Origin of the sequence: Bradyrhizobium sp. ISRA464, assembly GCF_029910095.1 — a bacterium.
GTDB lineage: Bacteria > Pseudomonadota > Alphaproteobacteria > Rhizobiales > Xanthobacteraceae > Bradyrhizobium.
In genome coordinates, this window is the sequence record NZ_CP094526.1 from 4,779,709 (window position 1) to 4,803,080 (window position 23,372).

General features: G+C 60.6%; 20 protein-coding genes and 3 pseudogenes. 9 read left to right on the forward strand and 14 right to left on the reverse strand.

What is annotated here, in order from left to right:
- Positions 1 to 99 precede the first annotated feature (99 nt).
- The 5 genes from MTX19_RS22600 to MTX19_RS22620 all read right to left on the reverse strand — a co-directional run bounded on the left by MTX19_RS22600 (position 100) and on the right by MTX19_RS22620 (position 5,846).
- Positions 100 to 1,431, reverse strand: a complete 1,332-nt coding sequence (locus tag MTX19_RS22600; RefSeq protein WP_280979369.1) for a metal ABC transporter permease — start codon at positions 1,429 to 1,431, stop codon at positions 100 to 102.
- Positions 1,432 to 1,462: 31 nt separating this feature from the next.
- Positions 1,463 to 2,350 carry a metal ABC transporter substrate-binding protein gene (locus tag MTX19_RS22605; protein ID WP_280979370.1) on the reverse strand — a complete coding sequence of 296 codons (888 nt, stop codon included), beginning with the start codon at positions 2,348 to 2,350 and terminating at the stop codon, positions 1,463 to 1,465.
- Between the two features lie 61 nt (positions 2,351 to 2,411).
- Positions 2,412 to 3,752, reverse strand: coding sequence for an acetamidase/formamidase family protein (locus MTX19_RS22610; protein ID WP_280979371.1), 1,341 nt, complete (start codon positions 3,750 to 3,752; stop codon positions 2,412 to 2,414).
- A 209-nt stretch (positions 3,753 to 3,961) separates the two neighbouring features.
- Entirely contained in the window at positions 3,962 to 4,345 is a 384-nt protein-coding gene (locus MTX19_RS22615) for a cupin domain-containing protein (RefSeq protein WP_280979372.1), read from the reverse strand.
- A gap of 352 nt (positions 4,346 to 4,697) precedes the next feature.
- A complete protein-coding gene (locus tag MTX19_RS22620; RefSeq protein ID WP_280979373.1) occupies positions 4,698 to 5,846 on the reverse strand; it encodes a PLP-dependent aminotransferase family protein in 1,149 nt (382 codons plus the stop codon).
- A 470-nt stretch (positions 5,847 to 6,316) separates the two neighbouring features.
- Between MTX19_RS22620 and MTX19_RS22625 the strand changes: the two are divergent.
- From MTX19_RS22625 to MTX19_RS22650, 6 genes and pseudogenes are all read left to right on the forward strand, one after another.
- A pseudogene (locus MTX19_RS22625) lies at positions 6,317 to 6,600 on the forward strand (aquaporin family protein); the annotation flags it as partial.
- An 82-nt stretch (positions 6,601 to 6,682) separates the two neighbouring features.
- Positions 6,683 to 7,022: pseudogene (locus MTX19_RS22630) on the forward strand (ArsC/Spx/MgsR family protein).
- Positions 7,023 to 7,571: 549 nt separating this feature from the next.
- Positions 7,572 to 8,501 carry an AraC family transcriptional regulator gene (locus MTX19_RS22635; RefSeq protein WP_280979374.1) on the forward strand — a complete coding sequence of 310 codons (930 nt, stop codon included), beginning with the start codon at positions 7,572 to 7,574 and terminating at the stop codon, positions 8,499 to 8,501.
- Positions 8,502 to 8,778: 277 nt separating this feature from the next.
- Entirely contained in the window at positions 8,779 to 9,288 is a 510-nt protein-coding gene (locus MTX19_RS22640) for a (2Fe-2S)-binding protein (RefSeq protein WP_280985474.1), read from the forward strand.
- Between the two features lie 3 nt (positions 9,289 to 9,291).
- Complete coding sequence (locus tag MTX19_RS22645; protein WP_280979375.1) at positions 9,292 to 10,269, forward strand: xanthine dehydrogenase family protein subunit M; 978 nt, start codon at positions 9,292 to 9,294, stop codon at positions 10,267 to 10,269.
- Positions 10,266 to 11,138, forward strand: coding sequence for a molybdopterin cofactor-binding domain-containing protein (locus tag MTX19_RS22650; RefSeq protein ID WP_280979376.1), 873 nt, complete (start codon positions 10,266 to 10,268; stop codon positions 11,136 to 11,138). Before MTX19_RS22645 ends, MTX19_RS22650 begins: the two co-directional genes overlap by 4 nt.
- Before the next feature lie 371 nt (positions 11,139 to 11,509).
- On the opposite strand, the gene MTX19_RS22655 is transcribed toward MTX19_RS22650, so the two are convergent.
- Positions 11,510 to 12,565 (reverse strand): IS110 family transposase, encoded by a 1,056-nt coding sequence (locus tag MTX19_RS22655; RefSeq protein WP_280979078.1) that lies wholly within the window; start codon positions 12,563 to 12,565, stop codon positions 11,510 to 11,512.
- A 445-nt stretch (positions 12,566 to 13,010) separates the two neighbouring features.
- Positions 13,011 to 14,129, reverse strand: coding sequence for an IS110 family transposase (locus MTX19_RS22660; RefSeq protein ID WP_280979077.1), 1,119 nt, complete (start codon positions 14,127 to 14,129; stop codon positions 13,011 to 13,013).
- 104 nt (positions 14,130 to 14,233) lie between these two features.
- On the opposite strand from MTX19_RS22660, the pseudogene MTX19_RS22665 reads away from it, so the two are divergent.
- Positions 14,234 to 15,511: pseudogene (locus tag MTX19_RS22665) on the forward strand (xanthine dehydrogenase family protein molybdopterin-binding subunit); the annotation flags it as partial.
- 62 nt (positions 15,512 to 15,573) lie between these two features.
- Positions 15,574 to 16,188 (forward strand): NAD(P)H-dependent oxidoreductase, encoded by a 615-nt coding sequence (locus MTX19_RS22670; protein ID WP_280979377.1) that lies wholly within the window; start codon positions 15,574 to 15,576, stop codon positions 16,186 to 16,188.
- Positions 16,189 to 16,929: 741 nt separating this feature from the next.
- Here the strand turns inward: MTX19_RS22670 and MTX19_RS22675 are convergent.
- From MTX19_RS22675 to MTX19_RS22700, 6 genes are read right to left on the reverse strand one after another with little or no spacing between them, the layout of a single operon-like run.
- Positions 16,930 to 17,310 carry a PaaI family thioesterase gene (locus MTX19_RS22675; RefSeq protein WP_280979378.1) on the reverse strand — a complete coding sequence of 127 codons (381 nt, stop codon included), beginning with the start codon at positions 17,308 to 17,310 and terminating at the stop codon, positions 16,930 to 16,932.
- Entirely contained in the window at positions 17,310 to 18,503 is a 1,194-nt protein-coding gene (locus MTX19_RS22680; RefSeq protein WP_280979379.1) for a CoA transferase, read from the reverse strand. The genes MTX19_RS22675 and MTX19_RS22680 overlap by 1 nt, the downstream gene beginning before the upstream one ends.
- A gap of 2 nt (positions 18,504 to 18,505) precedes the next feature.
- Positions 18,506 to 19,306 (reverse strand): enoyl-CoA hydratase-related protein, encoded by an 801-nt coding sequence (locus tag MTX19_RS22685; RefSeq protein ID WP_280979380.1) that lies wholly within the window; start codon positions 19,304 to 19,306, stop codon positions 18,506 to 18,508.
- 1 nt (position 19,307) lies between these two features.
- Positions 19,308 to 20,063 (reverse strand): SDR family NAD(P)-dependent oxidoreductase, encoded by a 756-nt coding sequence (locus MTX19_RS22690; protein ID WP_280985475.1) that lies wholly within the window; start codon positions 20,061 to 20,063, stop codon positions 19,308 to 19,310.
- A 2-nt stretch (positions 20,064 to 20,065) separates the two neighbouring features.
- A complete protein-coding gene (locus MTX19_RS22695) occupies positions 20,066 to 21,217 on the reverse strand; it encodes a thiolase family protein (protein ID WP_280979382.1) in 1,152 nt (383 codons plus the stop codon).
- Positions 21,214 to 21,615: an OB-fold domain-containing protein gene (locus MTX19_RS22700; RefSeq protein ID WP_280979383.1), complete on the reverse strand. Its 402-nt coding sequence runs from the start codon at positions 21,613 to 21,615 to the stop codon at positions 21,214 to 21,216. Before MTX19_RS22700 ends, MTX19_RS22695 begins: the two co-directional genes overlap by 4 nt.
- Positions 21,616 to 21,754: 139 nt before the next feature.
- On the opposite strand from MTX19_RS22700, the gene gcvA reads away from it, so the two are divergent.
- Positions 21,755 to 22,693 carry a transcriptional regulator GcvA gene (gcvA, locus tag MTX19_RS22705; RefSeq protein WP_280979384.1) on the forward strand — a complete coding sequence of 313 codons (939 nt, stop codon included), beginning with the start codon at positions 21,755 to 21,757 and terminating at the stop codon, positions 22,691 to 22,693.
- A gap of 69 nt (positions 22,694 to 22,762) precedes the next feature.
- On the opposite strand, the gene tnpA is transcribed toward gcvA, so the two are convergent.
- Positions 22,763 to 23,227, reverse strand: a complete 465-nt coding sequence (gene tnpA, locus MTX19_RS22710) for an IS200/IS605 family transposase (RefSeq protein ID WP_280984622.1) — start codon at positions 23,225 to 23,227, stop codon at positions 22,763 to 22,765.
- Positions 23,228 to 23,372 lie beyond the last annotated feature (145 nt).

Here is a 23,372-nt window from a genome sequence, read left to right on the forward strand (position 1 = left end):
CCTTAGGGCCGGCAGACAACAGTGCCGCCGTCGATGCTCCGACCGATCATCACCTCTCCTGCCGACTCGGTATTCTCTCCACGTAGATGCCGAACAAAATCAGCAAGGGTGCAGGAAAGCTCGCAGGAACCTCAGGCATGCGGTCCGCGAACGAGCGGGATTGGCACGCCATTTGCTAGGCAGCAGGATCAGGAGTCCGAGCAGGCTAGTCATCAGCAAAGGTAGCCCGACGTACCAGCGCTCGCGCTCGCGAGCACGGCCGGACAACGACTTGATCACGAAATCATCGCCACGCGCCATCTCGTTGAAGGTCTGCTGGAAGGAGCCGATGCGGCGCACCTCCGTATCGGAAAGGCCGTCCCCCCGCCATCGGGACTGCCGTTCCAATGCGGTCAGCTGCGCTTCCTGCGAGCGCCCGTAGCCCGCTTCTTTTAGCGCATCAGCGTAGACCGCTCGCTCCTGCACCGCCAGGAATGTCGCTGGACCGATGCCGGTAGCGGACTGTAGCAGATCAAACATCGGCTGATCAGCACGCGGCATGATCATGAGCCAAATAGCGGATACCAACACAGTCACGAGACTCATTGCAGAAGCCGCGCGAAGGAAAATGCGAATGCAGATCCGTCGGCCGGCTGCGGGGGCGAATATAAGCCCACGCAGCGCGGCGCCGATCACGAGCATCAGCGTGAAAGCAAGGGCCATTGCAGCGCCCGTCGGCAGTTCGAATTCGAATGACGCGGCCAGACCGACGGCGCTGGCCGCGACGCCTCCAAGCCAACCGATTCCAAGCGCGTAGGCGATGCTGCGCGTGAACAACGATCCAATGATTGCCGGGATAATCAAGAAGCAGAAGACTAGAAGCACTCCTGCAGAGGCTACCGAGCTCGTGACGACCACGCTGAAGGACAAATAGAACACAAAATCCCAGAGCAGCGAGCGACGCGCCTTGCTATGTACCGCCTCGCTAGCGGCCAAGAGCGGGCGACGGGCCAGCCAATGAACGGCCCCGACCAACGCATAGACGACCGCGAACTTAGGCAGGTCGCTTGCAGAGACGGCAAGGATGCTGCCGACGAGTATTTGTTTCACATGCTCCGCTCCTTGCGGCGAGCGGTCGACGACAACGATGGTCGTTGCAGTAGCCACAACGTAGATGATGCCGATGTAAGCTTCGGCTTGAATCTCTTTGGGTAAGACACGGGAGACCGTAAGCAGGGCGGCGCCGATGGCGGCGAAAAGAAAGGTATAGGCGATTCCCGCAGCACTCGTCGGAGCGTACCCAGCCGCAAATGCGATGGTAGCTCCAAGCGCTGACATCTGCGCCAGAGCAAGATCAGCGAAAATGATGCCACGCCTCAGAACGTGCAGGCCGAAGTTGGTGTGGATGGCTACGAACAACGTGCTCGCCGCGAAGGGCGCGGCAAGCAGCATGATTACATCGTGTGACATCGCCCGGGCCTGATCACTTGCCTGTCGCCGCAAGCGTGCGCGCGAGGGCAGCGACGTTGAAGTCCATGAGACTTAGGTAGTCTCTCGCCTCCGGAACGCTGCCTACTGTTGGCGCGAGCACGACAAGAGGTGCGCCCGTGCGCGCCGACAACATTTGGGAGAAGTTCTTCGGCTCATATGCCTCTTGCAGAATGGCACGCGCACCGCTTTGCCGCATTTCTGCAATTAACGAGGAGAGATGCGCGACGCTCGGCGCGACCCCTTCCTTTGTTTCAATGAAGCCGATGAGGTTTAAGTGAAAGCGGCGCGCGAAATATGGCCAGCTGTTATGATAGGCGACCACGGCCGCGCCGCGGTAGGGCGCCAGCTGTTGCATCCAGGCCGCAATGCGGTCGTGCAGTGTCGCGAGAAATCGATTCCGGTTGGCCACGATGGTGTCACGAGCGGCGGGCATGAGCCGAATGATTCCCTCCGCTATGATCGCCGTCACGGTCTCCGCATTGGCAGGATCAAGCCAGTAGTGCGGATTGCCTAAACCGTGCGCGTGACCATCCTCAGTGACGGTGGTTCGGCCTCTCGCTTCCAACAGCGGGACTCCGACCGACGCATCCACCGAGCGCCCGCCCCCCGCTTGGAATTCCGGGCGATGCAGTTGAATTATCAGCTTGTCAATCCAGAGATCATAGCCCAAGCCGACACGAACAATGAGATCGGCATCGCTTAGCATCGAGAGATCGCTCACCCGAGGTTCGAATGCCTCCGGATCGGTCCCCGGTGGCACAATGGTCTTGACCTGGACGACCTCACCACCGACTGCTGAAACGAGGCTCGCAATATCGCTTGTTGTAGCCACCACGACTATCGGCGCGGAGGCAAAAGCTGCATGCATCGATGCGGTCATAACGCACAGCGCCACGATTGCGATTAGTCGTGCTCGGCTCGCCATAACCATAGCGCGCTCGCTAGTGCTTCGCCCACAAGCCTTTTGGCATCAGACAGTGCACTTCACGATCGGCACCTCTAGGAGAACCAAGCCGGCAGTCCATGGCTATGCTCGCGAGCGAATAGGCGTCAAGTGGTGTTAGATGCTTCTCGTTTGCCAGCTTGTCGACCATGGCCATTGAAGCAGTATCCATCGCTTTGTTCAAATCAGTATCTTTTGCATACGTGACAAGGTAGTCCGGGCTGTCGTCGCGGGGCAGCTGTGGCGGCGGTACGTTCGTCACCTTTGGAACCATGCAGTATGTTCCTTTGAGAACATTGATAACTTCGGAAATGCGACAGTCCCAATTTACTAGCATGAGCTTTCGCGCAACCTCGGACGGCACTTTGTTCTGTTCAGCGATAAGTTCGGTCGTTTGCTCCTGCAGCAAATTGAACGCGACGTTGAGATCCCGGTCATATCCGATAGCGATCCAATGCGTGGGCGTCTCAATCCGAGGCCAAGTCAGTTTGATGTCTTTGAGCACCGAAATCGTGAGATCGAGCTCCTTGAACGCGGTCTCGATGGCGGTCAGATTGATCTCGCCGTTGCCCTGCCCCGCGTGAGAATCCCCCGACCAAAGCAACGCTCCATCGACGAATACCGGGAGGTAGAGCGTCGTACCTGACACCATCTCGTTGATATCGAGATTCCCACCAAAGGGGCCCGGAGGCACAGTGCTGTAGGCACCGGGTGACGCACGAGCAACGGCGATGATGCCGGGAAATGGTCGCAACGGAACGAAGATGCCGGGCGCGAATTCCAGTTGCTGCTTGGCGAGATCCAAATAGAAATATTTTACCTGACCTTGAGAAAATCGGCTGGGAAACTCGCCTCCAAAGCCTGGATAACTGAAATTCAAGGCGTATGACGTCGGCACTATTCGACCGATATGGACCTTCAGGGTATCGCCGGGTTTGGCGCCTTCGACATAAATCGGCCCGGTAATTGAGTGAGGGCCTCGACCCGGCGATTCCGCCTGTTCCGATTTCGCGCGCTGCGTCATTTGCTCGATCGAAAGGTCCAGCATGACTTGTTGATGCCCGTGGATCAACGTCTCCATTGCTACCGTATCGCCCGATCGGATGCGGAGCACTGGACGCTGGGCGTTGTCGTACCATCCGAACTGAGTCGTATCAGCTGTCCCGGGAAGCCTTATCGCTGCACCGCCGGTTGAACGCGCCGCGGACGCTGTAGCATCGCCGGGCTGCGTGATCGACTCGGCGCTCTGCGCGGCAGCACCAGACGACGCGAGTCCTACAACGATTAGCATTGGTGCCGCGTGCGCCACCAGCCTGGCCGCAAGAGTGCCATAAGTCATCCCTTTCCCCCTATGTAGCTCTGCTTTATCTTTCTGAGTTCTCGGCCGTTGGCGATACGTCGCACCGCCGAGACTAGCGAACGTGCTCCTTCCCAAAAGCTGCTGGACCTCTGGCGTCCTGCGGTCGAAGGCAATTCGAAAGACCTGATCCGCGCTCGTTATTTGTCGAATGTTGTTAGCTCGGCGCCGTCATTCGCCACGAAAACAACCTACATGCTCGCTGGTTCGGTCTTGCTTGCGTTCTCGCTAATCACGTGGTGTTCGCCTGGAGGCTCGAACACGCTTTCGCCGACGTGGTAGATCTTTGCGTCTTCCCCTTCGACTTGCGACCGGATTTCACCGGAGAGTACGTAGGCGAAGACATCCGCGTCATGGTGATGCGCTTTGGAAGCGCCGCCGGGCGGGTAATTGACGACGACCGCGGTCAGAACCTTGTTTTTAATGTCTGGCAGCTTTTCGGTGCGCACCTGCGTGACCGAGCGCCCCCGAGCTGGCGTGTTCGCGTTTTGCGACAACGCGGCGGTTGCCGCGAGAACGATTACGGTCGTAAGACCGGCAAGGTGAGTCTTCCTACGGAAAGAAAAGGATAACATCGTGATCGGCTTTCTCTCAAACAGGATGTAACGCCGCTCGCTAGGCGCAGATCGTTGCGGCTTGACCGGTAGATTCGATTCTCAGCACGATGCGAGGAGCAAGCTGAACGCATTTTGCGAGAACCTCATGGACGTCTGAGGTTTAGTACTGCCTGCAACGCAGGCCATGGCCAAGAATGGCCAAAAGAACCAGACCAAGTGCTCGCTCGCTGGCTCGATTGGTACACGGCGGCGCAGACCAACAATGGTTCAGTCCACGCAAACAACATTTCAACGGGCGCCGCGACAGCAGGTTGAATCTATTTGCAAGACCAGCGAACTGTGATCGCGTCGGCGGTCGAGCCTGGCTAACTTATGTCGGATAAGGAGACGCAATAGGCGCTGCTATGCGATTGGAGAGGGCCGCGTGGCCTTGAGGCGGCCTCCGCACGCCCGACTTGAAAAGGGCGCGTTTCAATCGTTGCGTCGCTTCTTGGGCTGTGTCCGCGGGGACATTTGTGAACCCCAACAGCAAGCCCGGGCCAGTCCTGGTGCGTAAACCCATTGGGGATAGCGCGTTTATCGCCAATCCCAGCGCTTGGGCCCGATTGGCTAAAGCAACGTCATCAGTATCTGCAGGCAGATGCAACACCAGGTGAGTGCTTCCCGTTTCCGCTACGTGAATTGAATCGCCCAGGACGTCTTTCAACGCTTCGACGAGGGCAAGCTTCCGCTCGCTATACAATCTTCGCATCCGCGCCAGGTGGCGGCCCAAGTGGCCCTGAGTGATGAAATCGGAGACGACCATCTGATCGAGTAGCGACTGCTGCGTAGGCAACAGTGCTGATGCACTCTCGAACTCGTCGATCAGCGAAATCGGCGCAACCAGGTAGCCCAACCGCAGTCCGGGAAATAGAAGGTTGCTGAACGAACCGACATGCAGCACCCGCTCGGCTCGATCGTGGTGCTTGAGCACGGGCAGCGAGCGATCCGAATGATTGAAGTCGCCGTCATAGTCGTCGTTGACAATCCAGGCCTTCGCTGCGGTGGCCCAAGAGACCAACTGTGACCATCGATCGGCCGATAGTGCAATTCCGAGCGGAAACTGGGCTGCGGGCGTGACAAGAGCGAGGCGAGCTGCCGGAGCAAGTGCGATCCCGGCCGAAACATCAATCCCATCGCCGTCAACAGGAACCGGGATGAGATCGACGCCGGCTAGTTCTAATGCATGACGCGCCGGCGGAAATCCCGGGTCTTCGACCCACATCCTATCGCCGGCCGCAAGCAAAGTCCGCCCGATCAATGTCAAGGCGCCCAGGAATCCCGCGGTAATAAACACCTGGATTTCGCTGCATGAGATACCGCGAGAGATGGTCAAGCGATTCGCTATTGCCTGCCGCAAGGGCGCATAGCCGCTTGCACCCTGGTAGACCATTTTTGAAAACGAGAGAGATCGCGCATGACTCGCCGCCAGCCGTGACCACAGCTTGCGTGGAAATGCATCGAGTGCCGGCAGGCCCATCTGGAAAAGCCGCGGAGCTCGGGCAGCTTCCGAAGCTAGCCCGGGCAGCAACGGGCGCGGCGACCGAGCCGGCCGCCGCGGAGTTTCGCCGACAGGACAGGATCCAATACGCGTGCCTGCGGCTCCTCGGCGGATCACAAACCCCTCGCCGGCGAGGATGCTGTATGCAAGCTCGACCGTCGTGCGAGAAACCGAGAGCTGGGACGCCAAGCTGCGTGAGGATGGCAGCTGTGTTCCCGGTGGCAGAGACCCCGTCGCGATCGCTCGTTTGATGCGGACGCAGAGTTGCTTGTGAAGGGGCATATTCTTTTGAGGATCTACCCGAAGACTGACGAGCTTCGGCTCCGGCATGCGTCTGTCCATGGACTGCTCGCTTTGAATGCTCTTGGTCCGTGTACCACGAAACTGTCCGCGCCACATGCATCATAATGCACGGTCATCAAAAACATGCAATATTATGCAGGGTCGGACTGCCCCTGCTCGATCTCTCGACGAAGGTTCGAACGGAAAAGCCGCAATGGATTGCCGAGGCCGTTGCTACTTCGGCCTGGTCGCGACGATTCTTGCGGGCATCCGCTTTCAGCGAGGGGCTGTGCCCTGGCTGGTCGGCTTGTACATCACGGCGGCCTACAGGTTCACCGCCTCGACGTCGTTTGCCAATCCTGCCGTCGCGATCGCGCGGTCCCTGACAAACACTTTCTCGGGCATTCGCCCCACAGACCTGCCCGGATTTATCCTTGCGGAGCTCTGCTGAGCGTTTGCCGGCATGCTGCTGATGAAGTGGCTGCTCGGCCCCCGAAGGCGTGCGGCCCCGTCCTAATCGCGGAGTCAACCCGATGAGCGTAACGATCTATCACAACTCGGATTGCGGTACCTCGCGTAACACGCTGGCGAGGATACGGCAGAGCAGGATCGAACCTACGATCATCGAATATCTGAAGGCACGTTCGTGCGCTTCTGCGCGAGAAGGGCACGCCGTTCCATGAGCTTGGTCTCGCCGACCCGAAATGGCCCGACGACAAGCTAATCGATCAGATGCTAGCCCATCCGATCCTGATCAGCCGTCCAATCGTAGTGACGCCCAAAGGGGTCAAGCTGTGCCGTCCCTCGGAAGCAGTCTTGGACCTGCTGCCCAATCCGCGTATCGGCCGCTTCGTCAAGGAAGACGGGGGGTGATTAATACCCATCGCTTGGCTTGGGATTCGGCCCTTCTGCACGCTGCAATTCGCTGCGGTACTCTGTACGCGAGAGCGCCGCAGAATGACGACCTCGATTAGGTTAAGTCGAGGCCCACAACCCTAGTCACCCCGGATGTGGGGGAAGTTGAGAACAGTCCCACCAAGCCTACGCCAAACCACTCGATAGCAACCGGTACCACTACTCCCACTCGATCGTTCTGAGGCATGATAGCCCATTGATCCATCGATTCAAATGTCCCATCTGCGACAAAGAGCCGTCTCCGCGATCCGTCAGAAATTTGCGCTCTTGAATTCAAAGGGCAATTTCGGCGGTTCGGAAACTGCTTGATTTAGGGGACTATCGGCATCGATTGGTCGATTTTTTGAATTCCATCGAGCAAGCAGCGGACACGCGTCACTTGGAAAAATACCGTCAGGCTCTACGGTGGACCCAGTTTCGGAGCGGCGAGTGCGGCCGGCGTCGTCTATTTGGCGTAGATGGGCGCTAACCTCCGGTGTAATCTTTGAAGCAGTGGGTCAGGAATGCATGCCAAAAAAGGAAGCCCAAAGTCTGGACAGGTTCGAGGGACTGGAGCAGCCAACGTCGCTTGAGCTCAATCAGATCATGCTCAAGGATGCCGCTCTCAGCCGCCTGCGGTGGCAGGACGACGATCGCGGCACTCCCGTGCAGATGGAGCAAAGCGATGGATACATGGTGTGCTACCAGCGCAACCACCTTCCCGCTCCAAGTCGGTGGGTGGACGGCAAGGCGATAGAGGCAGAAGCGCTCGATCCCGGTCAGTTCCTGCTGCTCGACCTCAGGCAGAGCCACAGCGCCGTCAACCGCGGAAACATCGACTGCATTTCTCTGTTCGCATCACACAATGCCATGGTGCAGCTCCATCTGGAGCATGACCTCCCTTCCTTTTCCACTCTGCGCATCACCGATGGGCTAGGCTACTTCGATCCCACCATCCGAAACCTGATGGAGTGCGTTACTCCAGCCTTCGAGAAACCCGACACGGTCTCTCCCCTGTTCCTCGACCAACTAGCTCTCGCGATGATGTCTCACCTGACCCACGTCTACGGAGAGCGTGACGTGAGCTTCAGGCCGGTAAAGGGAGGCTTGGCGCCTTGGCAGGAGCGCCGCACCAAATCTCTTCTGCTTGCAAATCTGCGTGGCGACGTAAACCTCGAGACGCTGGCAAAGGAGTGCGGACTTTCGCGCGCTCACTTTGCGCGCAGCTTCAAGATGACGACGGGAAAATCGCCCATGGCATGGCTTGTGAGCCAACGACTGATTCGGGCGCGAGAATTGTTGGCGGAATCTCCTCTTTCGCTGTCCGAAATTGCTTATGCGTGTGGGTTTGCCGACCAGAGCCACTTCTCACGTGCGTTCGCCAGGCATGTTGGAGTGGCGCCCGGGAGTGGCGCCGTCAGCGAAAGCGATGAGACGCCCAAGCGCCCCACTTTTTAGGCACCCGCGAAAAACAGCACTCTCGGACATAAAACAGCACTTATAGAAATTGCCTAACCCTCGAGTTTTCCTGAGGATCGGTCCGTATCCTGACGGAAGGAGCGAGGTTTTCCCAAGCACATCGCCCTCCGATACCAAAGGAGCCGTGGTGATCGCGCGAGGTATCGAAGACGGCAAATTTTGCCGTGGACCGACCTTCGATCGGGTGGCCAGGTTCGGGACCCTGACACGAAAGGAGTTTCTCGAGATGTCAGCATGTGCAGCAGCCACGTCCTTAATGCCTGTTACCAGCGCAGAAGCGCAACCCCGCCTCAACAGCCCTCATGAACAAGGGATAACGTTGACGATCAATGGGCAGGCGCATGACCTCACTCTGGACACGCGACAGTCACTCTTGGACCTGCTCCGCGAGCGCTTGAACCTGACGGGGACCAAAAAGGGATGCAACCAGGGGGCCTGCGGCGCCTGCACGGTCCTCGTCAACGGTCGCCGCATCAATGCCTGCCTCACGCTCGCCGCGATGCTCGACGGCTCGGAAATCACTACGATCGAGGGACTCGCAAACGGGGACCAGTTGCACCCGCTGCAGGCGGCCTTCATCGAGCATGATGGCCTACAATGTGGCTATTGCACACCGGGGCAGATCCTCTCCGGCATCGCTTGCATCGCCGAGGGACATGCCGGATCGCCCGAGGAGACCCGTTTCTGGATGAGCGGAAACATCTGCCGGTGTGCCGCCTATCCCGGGATCGTCGCTGCCGTGACCCAAGTCGCGAAGGAGATGTGAAACATGATCCCCTTCACGCTTGAGGCTGCCACCACTCCCGCAGATGCGATCCGGTCTGCCCTCCTTGGCGGACGATACATCGCGGGCGGCACGACCCTGGTCGATCTGATGCACGAGGAAGTTGAGCGGCCGGAACACCTGATCGACATCAACGCCCTGGCCTTGACGGGCATTCGCGCGGACGGTGACGACCTCGTGATCGGCGCATTGGCCCGAATGTCAGATGTCGCCGCGCACCCGGACGTTCAACGGCTCCAACCGATGATCGCCGAGAGCCTGATCGAGGGCGCATCGCCGCAGCTTCGCAACATGGCATCGATGGGCGGCAATCTTTTGCAGCGCTGCCGCTGCCCCTACTTTCGAATGCTCGACGCCGCCTGCAACAAGCGCGATCCCGGGGCCGGCTGCGCTGCGGTGGATGGTCTCAATGCGGGCCACGCGATCCTTGGCATCTCGGATAGCTGCGCGGCAACCCATCCTTCCGATGTCGCCGTCGCATTCATCGCGCTCGACGCCATGATGACCGTACTCGGTCCCGATGGCGAGCGGAGCTTTGCGGTCGAGGACCTGTTCCTGCTACCTGGCACAACGCCGCATCTGGAACACGCCCTGCGACCGGGTGAGCTGATCACGGAGATCCGCGTACCGGGCGGCCCGCATGCACGGGCTGCGCGCTACCTGAAGGTGCGCGACCGGCAGTCCTACGAATTTGCTCTCGTTTCCGCTGCCGCGGCTCTCCACGTCGAAAGCGGAGTAATCCGCGATGTGCGCATCGCCTGCGGCGGGGTCGGGACGAAGCCTTGGCGAATGCGCTCCTGTGAAGCAGCACTCATCGGCATACCTCCGCAGCGCGAAGCGTTCGCGGCCGCAGCGGCTCTATCAACCGAAGGCGCGCGCCCGCTTGCCCACAACGCATACAAGGTCGCGCTCCTGCCCCGTACGATCACGCGCGCCCTCGAGATGGCCGGAGAACTCGCATGAGCATTGGAATCCCGCTTCCTCGCATCGATGGTCACGCTAAAGTCACTGGCGCTGCGCGCTACGCTGCGGAGTTCAGCCTGCCCGGCCAGCTCCATGCCGTTCCGGTGAATGCCACAGCTGGTCTCGGACGTATCACCGCGATCCACGAGGAGCCAGTACTCGCGCTTCCTGGCGTTGTGGCGGTTATCAGCCATAAGAACGCCCCCCGCCTTGCTTATCGATCCCATAAGGGCTCGATCGACCCTGCGATCGGTGAGCGAGTCCACATGCTGCAGGACGATCGTGTCCACTTCTACGGTCAGGCTGTGGCACTAGTACTGGCGGAAACGCTTGATGCTGCCGAGCAGGCAGCCAAAGCACTTCGGATCGACTACGAGGCCGTCCGGCCGCTGGTAGATCAGACCAACCCGCAGGCACGCACCATAGTGCCGCAGTCGGGCGCCGCCGACACCGCTCGGGGCGATGCCGATGCAGGGCTGGCCGCGGCGATACAGACCGTAGATGCGGTCTACGAGATCGCCCGCGAGAACCACAATCCGATGGAGCCGCATGCGACCCTGGCTCATTGGGATGGTGATCAGCTAACGCTCTGGAGCAAAAGCCAATACGTCGCCAACGAGCAAGCCGAGATCGCCGCAATTTTCGGATTGCCTCCGGGAAAAGTGCGCGTCATCTGCCCGTTCGTCGGAGGCGCTTTCGGCACATCACTCAGGACTTGGCCGCATGTCACCCTGGCTGCCATGGCGGCAAAGATGACCGAACGCCCGGTGAAGCTGGTGCTGACCCGCAATGTATGGTCCGGCCGCGCGTTGCAAGAGGTTTCGGCAACCTGTCAGATGCGGTCTTGCATCAATGTATCCGGCCTCTGATTGGAGCGTGCTGTGCTCCGGGCCATCATGGATATCAGCACGCATTCGAGCTGATTAGCGGACAGGCCTCGAACGGGCCATTCGGGTCACCAGTGTTCGCATGCGCCGGGAAGACCGATCTTCCATCGTCGTCGCATCCTCTCGCAGACCTCGGCGGGTAAGGGATGTTGGTTACATCATCTCGATAGCTCCTCACTTCGCGCTGTTCCTTTGTTCGTGCCTGGCGGTCGTTCCTTCGTCCCGGCCTGCGCGCGCAGACGCGCCGCGCGCAAGGGGCCGTCAAGGCCGGCCGTCGTGCTGTCCTGACGTCTTGCTCTACGCTGCCAGGCTGCGCCTTGACGGCCCCGAGCACGGCGCGAGGATCGGCCAGGTCAGGACGCCGTCTCCTCAGCCTTGACGCACTCGAAGGCACGTCCTTTGTTGAGAACCGCCCAGGCGATCCGGGCGAGCTTGTTGGCGAGCGCAATCGCCAGCACGTTGTGATGCAATCGCTTCTTGGCAGCTTCGATCCAAGATTTGAGGCCGTAGCGCTCCCAGCACTTCACCCTGACCAGCACTACCCATGCGGCTTGGACGAACAGCGCGCGTAGGTAGCGATTGCCGCGCCTTGATATCTTGCCCAGGATCGTGCGGTCGCCGGTCGATATCTGCTTCGGCACCAGTCCAAGCCAGGCGCCGAAGTCGCGGCCTTTCGAGAACACGTCTCCACTGCCAATCGCGGCGACCATTGCACTCGAGATAAGCGGTCCAATGCCGGGCACTGTCATCAGTCGCTCGCAAGCCTTATCTTGACGAGCCAGCGTTTCGATCTCGCTAGACAGCCCCTCGATACGCGCATCCAGCCGGCGCCAGTCGCCCGCCAGATCCTCGATGATGCGTAACATGCGAGGCGAGAGCACATCGGTGCGCGTCGCGAGGATACCCGGCAACTCGGATCGCAGGGAATGCAGGCCTTGGCGTACGGCGATGCCCCGCTCCAGCAGAAACGCACGGATCTGATTGATGACGCCGGTACGCTGACTGACCAATCGATCGCGGACGCGGTGCAGCGCCTGAAGGTCGAGCTGATCGGCTGTCTTGGTTGCGACGAATTTCATGGTCGGGCGTTGGACAGCCTCGGCGATGGCTTCCGCATCTCGGAAGTCATTCTTCTGTCCTTTCGAATACGGGCGCACGTCTTTCGCCGGCATCAAGCGAGCGTCGTGGCCGAGCATTTGGAGCTTGCGACTGAGGTGATGCGCGCCGACGCAAGCCTCCATCCCGATCAAGCAGGGCGGGAAGTTGGCGAGCCGTCTTTCCACCTGGCTGCGTGACCACTTCTGCCGCAGCACGATGGCACCGCGGTGATCATGACCTACGAGGTGGAACGAGTTCTTGCCGATATCGATGCCGATCACGGCGACCGCTGTGTTGAGGTTCCGAGACATGGCGTGCTCCTTGACCTGAGCGCCCCTTGCCAGCTTCTCGCACTGGCGGGGCCGGAGCACGGCCGGACCATTCCATTCTGATGTCCCCAGTCAAGCACACAGCGCACGGTTTTCTCATCTCCACGAGGACTCATCGTGAAGTTCTTGCGCCGATGGATCGTGCAGAGGAGAAGGCGGGACCCAAAGACGTCGGTGAACAGGCTCTGATGCGCGGGTTGGATACCGCATTTCCGTTTTTTCGTCTGGGGCTGTCCTGGTCTAGCGTCGGGCGTCGATCGGATGATCGGCCACATAATGGGTTTCAGGATTTCCCCTGCCGTGGTCCCACCTTCACCTCTGCACGATTGATGTCTGCGACTACCCCTGATCCTGATTGCAACAAAAGGGGGCTGTGGGCCGGTCGAGCGCACCTCACGACTCGAGCGGTCCACAGCCCCCAACGACGTTACGCCTGTCGAGGTGGCATGAGCTCGCGATTGATTGCCCAAATGAAGGCGGATAGCTCTCGGGCAATCGCCGTGACGATTACGGTTCGCCGCTTGCCCTTCCGCTCGAGTGAGCGGAAGCGTCCGCACAATCTGGTTTGCGCTTTCCACGCAATCTCTCGCGCGCGTCTCGGTGCGGCCTCCACCTTTGGCTGCTTGTCTCGGCTCACGCGCGGCGGATATCGATAGCTCCAGGCCGCCTCCACAAGAATACGTCGCGCCCGCCCATTACCGGCTTTGGTGATGCCGCCTCGCTTGACCTTGTCACCAGTCGAGTTTTCCGTGGGCACCAGACCCAGATAGCCCATCAGCTCGCGCGGATTTTGAAAGCGGGAGAGATCACCGATCTCGGCCAGCACCCCCACAGCCGCAATGAGATCAATCCCCCGCATCGCCTGCAGGGCCGCGACAACCTCGGCAAGCGACCACTCGGCCACCACCTCGCGGATGGCATCCTCCAAACGCTCCATCCGCTCACTTTCCTGGCGTATCCCCTCAAGTAACTCTTCGAATGCGATGCGCTGCTCGCGATGCTCGAGCTTCTGCGACATCAGCCATCTCATGTGGGCTGGTCCCCACGTTGTCTTGCCCGGATAGATGCGTCCCAGCCGCAGCATCAATGACGAGATCTGTTGACGCTTGCCCTGGAGGTCCTTCTTTACTGCCTGACGGGCGCGCGAGAGATCGCGCATAGCCTCATGGCGCTCGTCCGGCACCCACACCGCGGTGAGCTCGCCCGCGCGCAACAGCTTGGCGAGGCTTACCGCATCGCGCCGGTTCGTCTTCACTCGATCGCCGGCCTTCTTCGGAACGAGCGAGGGAGCCACCACCAGGCAGTCATGGCCGAGGCTCTTGAGCAGTCTGTAGAGGCCATATCCTGTCGGCCCTGCTTCGTAGCAAAATGTCAGATGACAGCATTTCGCTGCAAGCTTTGCCACCAGCTTTCGGATCGTTGCCTCCGTGGCAGAAAACTCCCCGAGATATCGTACCTCGCCGCCACGGCCGCCTTCGGCAATGGCTATTGCATTGCGCGATTTTGACGTATCGATTCCGACAAAGACCTCGGTATGATGACCCACGACTCGCCCTCCTTGTTTGAGGCTCTGCCCGGTCCATCCAGGCAACCCTCGTCGCAACATCGAAGGTGAGTCGCCTCATTTTGTGGAGGGGACATACAGTCTAGCAGATGTTCTTCAATACGGGTCACCGGCCGCGGACCCAGCAACGCATCGCTGTTGGCGCCGACGCCGAAGGCCGGCTTACCGGTCTTATTCATGAGGGCACCGGCGAAACCAGCCGTCACGAGGAGTTCGTGGAAGCTCTCACCAACGTCTCGTGCTATCTCTACTCCTGCCCAAACGTGCGGACGAGCTATCGGCTGTCCCCACTCGATACAGGAACGCCCACGTTTATGCGCGGGCCTGGTGAGGCTTCCGGAATTTTCGCGCTTGAGTGTGCAATGGACGAGCTGAGCTATAAGCTCGGCATCGATCCGATTGAACTGCGGCGCCGCAACGAGCCCAAGCTCGACGAGCATGAAGGTAAGCCCTTCTCAAGCCGCTCGCTGCTGCAGTGTTACGATCTCGCCGCGCGCGCGTTCGGCTGGTCGGCTCGCAATCCTGAGCCGCGCTCGATGCGCGATGGGCGGCTGCTGACCGGCATGGGCATGGCCTCTGCAACCTATCCTGCCTATCACGCGCCGTCAGATGCGCGCGCTCGCCTGATGCCCGACGGCAGCGCCGAGATCGAGGTCTCGGCCTCCGACATGGGCCCCGGCACCTACACGTCAATGACGCAGGTAGCGGCCGAGGCACTCGGGCTGCCCGTCGAAAAAGTCCGCGTCAACATTGGCGACACGACCTTTCCGGCTGCGCCTTCGCATGGCGGTTCATGGACGATGGCTTCAGTCGGTTCGGCCATCCGCGCCGCCTGCATCGCAGTTCAAGAGAAAGCGAAGGCGAGCAACGATCGCCCCATTGAGGCGACAGCTTCCAGCCAGCGCGATCCGGACATTGCGAAGCGCTATTCCATGCACGCGTTTGGCGCCATATTCGCCGAGGTTTCCGTCGATCCCGATGTTGGAACGATCCGGGTGCGGCGCGCACTGGGCGCCTATGGCGCGGGCCGTATTGTCAATCCGCGCCTCGCGGCGAGCCAGTGCACGGGCGGCATGATTGGGGGCATCGGCATGGCGCTCATGGAGCGCACCGTTCTGGACGCGCGAGATGGCCGCCCGGTCAATGCCCACATGGGCGACTATCTCGTACCTGTGAACCTCGACGTAAGTCGCGTCGAAGTGCATTTTGTCCGAGAGGATGATCTTCATGTGAACCCACTCGGCGTCAAAGGCCTCGGCGAGATCGCGCTCGTGGGGATGGCGCCTGCTGTCGCCAATGCAGTCTATCACGCCACCGGTAGGCGTATTCGGGAATTGCCGATCCGCATCGAGCACGTGCTTTAGGGCAAACGTTTATCGCGCCGGCGCAAACTGGACTGTTGCTCCTATAATGTTGGAATTCGATAATGCTAGACGTCGCTTCCATGTTGAGAGTGGCTCTGATTGTCGGCAGCACGCGCCCCAACAGGTTCGCCGACACACCGGCAAAATGGATCGCCGCGGGCGCAGCCAAGCGGGACGATTTCAAATTGGATGTCCTGGATATGCGTGACCACAATCTGCCATTCTTTAACGAGCCGGTCGCACCGATCTACACCCAAGGCCAATATTCGCAGCCGGCTGCGGAGGCTTGGCGGCTTCGGATCGGTGGTTATGACGCCTTTATCGCCACCGTCGCCGAGTACAACCACGGGCCTGCCGCCGTTTTAAAGAACGCGCTCGACAGCGCCTGTTTCGAATGGAACAGAAAGCCCATTGCGTTTGTCGGCTACGGTGGCGTGGGCGCCGCCCGCGCAATCGAGCATCTACGCGGCACAGCGATCGAACTGCAAATGGCGCCAATCAAGCATGAAATCAACATAGCGATGGAGCCATACCTAGGCGTCGTCAGGGACGGCAAGTCGCTTGACGATTACCCATACCTCGTACAAGCCCGTAAGGCCCTGTTCGACAATCTCGTGTGGTGGGGTCATGCGCTGAAGTCCGCGCGTCGAAGCCCGACGTTGTACGCGCCGCATTAGACAACCTAATTGACGCGAATCCAGACCTCTGCCGCCGGGCTATGCGGAAAGAAAGAAGGCTCATGAAGTTCTACGAGACCAAAAACGATCTGACTTCCAATAGGAATTCTTGACATAGTTCTGGATTGAGTACTTAGTTGCATTTACCTCGAAGAAAAACAAAAAGAAGCAATGTGCGTGAATCAATCTATTTGAGTGTGTTGTGAGCAGACGGGCACGGCAGTTGCACGACGGCGAACATTCTCCGCCAAAACTACGCTATTGCCGCCGATTGCCCTCTACTCCCACTCGATCATTCACGACGACCTTGCCGCATTGACTTGCAAGCACAATTTCTCAAGGCTGACGGTCAAACCCCGACGGTATATCCGCCCAAATTGTTTGATCTTGAATTCACAGGAAAATTTGGGCTCCTCCGACAAACCATCGTTCCAGCGACTATCGAAGTCGATTGGCCATGCCACGATATATGCGCCGGTGGTGTGCAGCCTTCACCCCACCGCGGCCTCGTTCCCGATACCGTCAATTCCCGGAAATCAAGTTCGCCCCACCAATGCATGAGGCCTTGGGTTCAACGACAACCTTCCGGAGCGTGGGATCCGTACCGCCTGTCCCACATCACTCAAGACATGCTACCTCAACCAATCTTAGGCATAGGTCGTGGGGGAGCAGCGTAGCTTGCGCAACACAGTGGAATGTTGAGAGACTTCGGACTGCAGGTCGGGCGAAAGCCACCCCGCCTTATTGGCTTCGCCGAAAAGTTCCCTGTGTGCTCGCTATAATCTTATTCTCGGAAGTAGCCACCTCGCCCGAAGCGAAATATAGCCGCCTGCCCATATGGGTTAAGCGCCCGGTCGCAAATAACCGGCCGCTGTCGACCTTGGCAAGATAGCTGATCGTCAACATGACCGTCACCGCATGGTCCTGAGCTTCCTCGCCATCGGGAGTTAGCCCGGCATAGCCGCATGCAGCGTCGAGCAGGGTGGCGATGACACCACCTTGAAGGCTAGCCTGGCGATTGAGGTGACGCGGCTCGACATCGAGATGAAACTTGCAGTGTCCTGCCGTCCATTCCGACAGGCCAACTCCCAAATACGCCAGCAGCGGGTTCTGAAGATCCATCACTCGCTCTCGGCACTCACGCGAACTGCGTCATCTCTGACCAGCAGATGGTTGTGCTGGCCCAGGGTTGGCGGTGGCATGCGAACGGCCAGGGCCCGGCCGCCGATCGCAAATCCCGGCATCTCGACCTTGCCTGCGCGTGGATGATTCACCAAGGCGACGATTCCCGCCGTTGCGAAGCGCTGCGACGTTTGCAGGTGCGCATAGTCCGCGATCGGCCCGCAGACGATGTCGGCGGCCTCGAGAGCGCGAAGCCAGGTCGCGCTGTCATTCGTGCGGAAGATCAGACCGAGCTCCCTGGTCAGCTCCTCTCGATTGTCCATTCGTTTGGGAAGCGACGCGAAGCGTTGATCATCCGCAAGCTGAGGGCGATCGATCACGCGGCAGAGCTTGCGCCAATGTTCCTGCTGGTAGGCCGCGACCATGATGTAGCCGTCGGCCGTCTCGTAAGCCTCGTTCGGCGTCGAATAGGGCGCGCCACTTCCGCAGCGCTTGGGCAGCTCGCCGGAGATCAGGAAATCGGTCAGCGGGACTTGCTGCAGAAGAAGAGCCGAAGCGAACAGACTGATGTCCAGATGGCACGGAGCCTCGCGGAGGCCGCGCGTGAGCAGAGCTCCGAGAATTGCAATCGCCGCCTGGTATCCGGTGACCATGTCCACCACCGGAGCCTGGAGCTTGGCCGGCGGCTGGCCGTCAAATCCTGTGATGCTCATCAGCCCGGAGACAGCCTGAAGGACACCGTCGACGCCCGGCTTTCCAGGCTCGGATTGACCATACGCAGACACGGAGCAATAGATCAGCTTGGGATTGAGCGCCCTCGCCTGCGCGTAACCGATGCCCAGCCTGTCCGCGACGCCAGGACGGAAGCTCTCCACGAGAACGTCGGCAGTTGCGATGAGCTTGCGGGCATCCATCAGCCCCTGCTCGGTCTTGAGATCCAGGACGACGCTGCGCTTGTTGCGATTGAGCGAAAGAAATGTGGTGCTCTCGCCGCCGGCGAAATTCGGTCCCAACATTCGGCTGATGTCGCCGCCGGGCGGCTCGATCTTCACGACATCCGCCCCCATGTCGGCCAGCAGCATGGTGCAGAGCGGACCGGCAGCGATCTGCGAGAAATCGACCACGCGAACGCCGGACAAAGCCCCTTCGAGCGGATGCGGGACCGTCGGAGCAGACGTTCGGGCACTGGTCATCGTCATCGTCCCTGAAAGCGTGGCGGGCGCTTTTCGGCGAAGGCATTGCGGCCTTCGATCCGATCCGCCGTGTTCTTAATCATGCCGAAGACCATCTCGGTCATGTTGAGAAGCATCGAGCGCGACGAGGTCTCGGTCTCCCGGGCCAGGCGCTTGGTCGCGTAGAGCGACAAGGGGGCATTCCTGGCCACAGCTTGCGCCAGTTCGCTGGTGCGCTCGGCCAGCGACGCGGACGACCAGACGTCGCTCACCAGCCCGATACGAAGGGCCTCCGCGGCATCGATGCGCGCCCCGGTCAGCAGCATCTTCGAGGCTGATGCGGCGGGAATCGCGCGCAGCAGCAGCGGTCCGCACACCCCGGCAACACTGCCCACCTTGACCTCCGGCAACGCGAAGCTCGCGGTATCCGCCGCGACACGCAAATCGCATTGCAGCGCGAGCTCGAGCCCGCCGCCGAGGCAATAGCCATTGATCGAAGCGATGATCGGCTTCCAGATCTCCAACCGATCGATATTCATGAAGCGGACATAGGCGCCCCGCTCGGTTGCGACGTCGTCGCGAGCCGTCCAGGCTGCGACGTAGGGATGCTCCGCGGGCGCTGTCCGCTTCAGGTCGGCCCCGACCGAGAAGGCGCGTTCGCCGGCGCCGGTCAGTACGATCACGCGAACCGCATCGTCGTCCCGGGCAACAATCAGCTCGTCGCACAATCGCCTCTGGGTCTCGACATCCAGTGCATTCAGGGCATCCTGCCGATCGATGGTGATCGTGGCGACGGCCCTGTCGCGCATTTGGTGGACAGCCATGTCAGACGCTCACGCTGGAGAGGCTGCGGCCGCCGCAAACATAGATCAGCTGTCCCGTGATGTAGGAGCTTGCCCGCGCCGCGAAGAACTGCACGGCCTGGGCAATATCCTCCGGCAGCCCGATGCGTTGCATCGGAACGCTCTTTTTGAGCCGCTCCTGGACCTCCGCCTTGAAATCGCGGAACAACGGTGTGTCGACGATCCCCGGAGCGATCGCGTTGACCGTGATGCCCTTGGCCGCAAACTCGATGGCAAGGCTTCGGGTGAGGCTCACGACGCCGCCTTTGGCGGCCGAATAGTTCGCCTGACCGAAGCCTCCGAGCCATGCCCGCGACGAGATGTTGACGATGCGGCCGTAACCTCGCGCGACCATCCCCGGGAGCACGGCCCGTGACATCAGGAACTGCGATCTGAGGTTGGTCGATACGACGAGATCCCAATCGTCGTCGGACAAGTCGAGGAAGCGTCGATCGCGAACGACGCCCGCATTGTTGACGAGGATTTCGATGCCGCCGAAGGTCTGCTGCGTCAGGCGAACCGCGGCTTCGATCTCGCCACGGTCGGTGACGTCCACAGGCACCGGCAGCAATTGCTGCCCGGTTTCGGACTGCCGCACTTCCTTCACCGCCGACTCCAATGCCGCGGCGTCGCGATCGAAGAGAGCGACGTTATACCCGCCACGGCAAAGGCTCCGCGCAATACCGAGCCCGATACCTCGGGCGGCGCCGGTGACGATCACGCTGTCTTGCTTCCTCATGACTACACTCCGAGCACGTGGACGGCCGACGCGGCATGATCGACGCCGGCGATGCCGCCGCCCGTACACTGGGTCAATCCGATCCGTGCCCCCTCGACTTGCCGCTTGCCGGCCCGGCTCTGGAGCTGCCAGGCGATCTCGACCATTTGCGCGACGCCGGTGGCGCCGAGCGGATGCCCCTTGGCGAGCAACCCGCCGCTCGGATTGACGGGCACGCGTCCGCCGAGAGCCGTGCCGCCGCTGCGGAGCAGCGCAGCCCCCTCGCCCGGCTCCGCGAGACCCAGCGCCTCGTAGTACAGGAGCTCGGCGATCGTGAAAGCATCGTGCAGCTCGACGACGTTGACGTCGCGCGGACCCAGACCCGCATTTTCGTAAGCCAGCCGCGCGGTCCGTGCGGTGATCTCGGCGTCGAGAATATCGTCGCAACCTTCCTCCAGCAGGCCGGATTGCACGGCCGAACCGAGGACGCGCACGGCAGGGCGCGCAGACGACGGACGAACCGTCGTCAGCACCACTGCCGCGGCGCCGTCGACCATGGACGGACAGCACTGCAGCAATGTCAGCGGCTCCGCGACGGGCCGGGACTGGAGCACTTCGTCGATCGACACGGCCTTGCGCTGCTGCGCCAGCGGATTGAGCTCGCCATGGGCCCGGTTCTTGACGGCGACGCCGGCCAGTATCTCGGGCTTTTCATTGCGCTCGTGCAGATAGCGAGTCCCGCGCATCGCGTAGACGGTCGGCAGCGTCATGCCCTGCGCAGCGTACAGCTCGGTCTTGTAGTCGTTCCGTTGCAGCGGGATCGTCCCGCCGCCGAGCGACGTCAGCTTCTCGACGCCCCAGACGAGAACAGTGTCGTAGATGCCGAGCCGAAGCGCATGGCAGGCGAGGTGCACCGCTGTTGCCCCGCTCGCGCAGGCGTTCTCCACATTGTAGAGGGCCGGCCCCGTGATGCCGAGATCCCGCATGAGCACCTGGCCCAGCACCATGCCGCCGTACACATTGGCGTTGTACATCGCTTGAATGCGGTCGGCCGCAATTTCGGCGTCGGTAAGCGCACCGAGCACCGCGGACTGCGCGAGATCCTGCATGGAGAGGTCGTTGTGGCGGCCGAAGGCGGTCATCGCCGCACCGGCGATATAGACGGTCGTTGTCATGATCGGGCCTCCTCGGCGGGAACGAATGCGTAGGTGGTCGCGGCGCCCTGCTCGGCGATCCGCGCTTCGACCGGCATGCCGACCAGCGGGCGCTGCTCCTGCGGCAGGAGCAGTCGTCCGAAAACGCGCGCGCCTTCCGGAAAGTCCGCGTAGATGACGACGAAAGGCTGTTCGCTGGTTTTCGGATTCGGGTGGATTACCGAAAAGCTGTAGAGCCGTGCAATTCGCGACAGGGTCACCGTCTCATAGCCGTGCGCACTCGGCGATCGTGCCGGAACGGGAGGGAAGACACACTGGCCGGTTGCGCGGTCGCGGGATGCAAACAGCCTCCCGGACGCTTGCGAGCCGATGGCGTCGCGATCTGCCGAGACCGTCTCGACGTTCGAAAGCTGGTTCATTGATCCTCCCGGGAAACCGAAGGCGTGCCGAGCAAGCCATTGGCCGAGAGGTTTAGGCGGATATCGCGCGGGCTCAGAACGAGAAACGCGGGGGCCATTGTTGACTAAAAGGCAACGATCGGCGCATAGTCGCGGCACGATGGACCGATTGCCTCCGCTCAATCCGCTGCGCGCCTTCGAGGCCGCCGCAAAGTTACGCAGCATCCGCGGTGCGGCGGAGCTTCTGTCCGTGACGCCCGGCGCCGTGAGCCGGCAGGTGCAGATTCTCGAATCTCATCTCGGCGTGAAGCTGTTTCGCCGCGAGCCGCGCGCGGTGGCGTTGACCGCCGAGGGAGAGCAGTATCTCGAAGCCATCGCGCACCATCTCGACGGGATCCGTGACGCGACCCGCAAGCTGACGGGAGAACGCTCGGGCAATGCCCTGAAGATCAGGGCCTACACTACCTTCGCGATGAAATGGCTGGTGCCGCGCCTGTCGTCCTATCAGGCGATGAACCGACTGAACGAGGTTCGCCTCACGACCTCATTGGAAGAGGTCGATTTCCGGAACGAGGATGTCGACTGCGCGGTGCGCCTTGGCGACGGAAACTGGCCTGGACTGGGCGTGGACAGGCTCGTGGCAAACCATCTGATTCCCGTTTGCAGCCCCAAATATCGGCGGGAGTTCGAGCTGAAGCAGAAAGGCGATCTTCGCCGCGTGCCGCTGCTGCACTCGCTGGCGCGGCCGGACGACTGGATGTTGTGGCTCAAGGCGGCGCAGCTCACCGACATCGATCCCTATGCGGGACCGAAATTCACGAGCTCCGTCCTCGCCTACCAGGCTGCGCTCGACAGCCAGGGCGTCGCGATCGCGCAGCGCGTGCTCGTGGCCGATGACCTGCGCGCAAGGCGCCTGGTTCAGCCCTTCGGCCCGACGCTCGATCGCGAGGGATTCACCTATTACCTGATCTATCCTCAGAAGAGCCTGCGCAAGCCGGCATTCCGGCAATTTCGAAGCTGGCTGGTCGAGCAGACCCAGGCTGAAGACGAGCCGCCGGCGTCGCCGGCGGGTCGCAAATTGCGCAAGGCGATGGCCTGACCGGAGCCAATAACCTCCAGCAAAGCTGGAGGTTTGATTGGGAACCGCCAAAGGCGGTTTTAAGGGATGTTAGGACGATTGCTTGGATTTTGGGGCAGCTGAAATCTTTAGCTCAAACTGATCCAGTTGCTGGTCGGCCATTTCCTGATTCTTGATGTAGGCCCGGATCATTTCCTCATCGCGGCCGACGGTCGTGACAAAATATCCGCGTGCCCAGAATTTGTGGCCCAGGAAATTTCGCATCTTCCGTTCGACGTTCTGCGCGATCCAGATCGAACTCTTCCCCTTCATATACCCGATGATCTGCGCCACCGAATATTTCGGAGGTATCGATATCAGCATGTGGACATGATCCGGCATCAGGTGACCTTCCTCGATCCGGCACTCCTTCCGTCGTGCCAGATCGTGAAATACCTGGCCCAGATGTCGCTTGATCTTCCCGAACAGCAGCTTCTTGCGGTACTTCGGCGTAAACACGACGTGGTACTTGCACTCCCAAGTCGCGTGATTAAGATGATTGTACTCTGCTTCCATCATGGTCTCCTTGAGGGTTCTTGGCGGTTCCCCAAGGAGACTCCATGACTTCATTCCCGCAGCTGTAGAACTGCCGGTTTTCGCCCCGCCATAGGCGGGGGCTTAGCAGGCTTGGTTACACTCATCCGGTCGGCACCAAGCGTGT

Coding starts and splice junctions, on each gene's coding strand:
- MTX19_RS22645 (WP_280979375.1), top strand. CDS start 9,292: ATGATCCCCTTCACGCTTGAGGCTGCCACCACTCCCGCAGATGCGATC.
- MTX19_RS22670 (WP_280979377.1), top strand. CDS start 15,574: ATGCTAGACGTCGCTTCCATGTTGAGAGTGGCTCTGATTGTCGGCAGC.
- MTX19_RS22685 (WP_280979380.1), bottom strand. CDS start 19,306: ATGGCTGTCCACCAAATGCGCGACAGGGCCGTCGCCACGATCACCATC.
- MTX19_RS22640 (WP_280985474.1), top strand. CDS start 8,779: ATGCCTGTTACCAGCGCAGAAGCGCAACCCCGCCTCAACAGCCCTCAT.
- MTX19_RS22650 (WP_280979376.1), top strand. CDS start 10,266: ATGAGCATTGGAATCCCGCTTCCTCGCATCGATGGTCACGCTAAAGTC.
- MTX19_RS22690 (WP_280985475.1), bottom strand. CDS start 20,063: ATGAGGAAGCAAGACAGCGTGATCGTCACCGGCGCCGCCCGAGGTATC.
- MTX19_RS22655 (WP_280979078.1), bottom strand. CDS start 12,565: ATGTCTCGGAACCTCAACACAGCGGTCGCCGTGATCGGCATCGATATC.
- MTX19_RS22675 (WP_280979378.1), bottom strand. CDS start 17,310: ATGGATCTTCAGAACCCGCTGCTGGCGTATTTGGGAGTTGGCCTGTCG.
- MTX19_RS22635 (WP_280979374.1), top strand. CDS start 7,572: ATGCCAAAAAAGGAAGCCCAAAGTCTGGACAGGTTCGAGGGACTGGAG.
- MTX19_RS22615 (WP_280979372.1), bottom strand. CDS start 4,345: ATGTTATCCTTTTCTTTCCGTAGGAAGACTCACCTTGCCGGTCTTACG.
- MTX19_RS22600 (WP_280979369.1), bottom strand. CDS start 1,431: ATGCTGCTTGCCGCGCCCTTCGCGGCGAGCACGTTGTTCGTAGCCATC.
- MTX19_RS22620 (WP_280979373.1), bottom strand. CDS start 5,846: ATGGGCCTGCCGGCACTCGATGCATTTCCACGCAAGCTGTGGTCACGG.
- MTX19_RS22700 (WP_280979383.1), bottom strand. CDS start 21,615: ATGAACCAGCTTTCGAACGTCGAGACGGTCTCGGCAGATCGCGACGCC.
- MTX19_RS22605 (WP_280979370.1), bottom strand. CDS start 2,350: ATGACCGCATCGATGCATGCAGCTTTTGCCTCCGCGCCGATAGTCGTG.
- MTX19_RS22610 (WP_280979371.1), bottom strand. CDS start 3,752: ATGACTTATGGCACTCTTGCGGCCAGGCTGGTGGCGCACGCGGCACCA.
- tnpA (WP_280984622.1), bottom strand. CDS start 23,227: ATGGAAGCAGAGTACAATCATCTTAATCACGCGACTTGGGAGTGCAAG.
- MTX19_RS22695 (WP_280979382.1), bottom strand. CDS start 21,217: ATGACAACGACCGTCTATATCGCCGGTGCGGCGATGACCGCCTTCGGC.
- MTX19_RS22680 (WP_280979379.1), bottom strand. CDS start 18,503: ATGACCAGTGCCCGAACGTCTGCTCCGACGGTCCCGCATCCGCTCGAA.
- gcvA (WP_280979384.1), top strand. CDS start 21,755: ATGGACCGATTGCCTCCGCTCAATCCGCTGCGCGCCTTCGAGGCCGCC.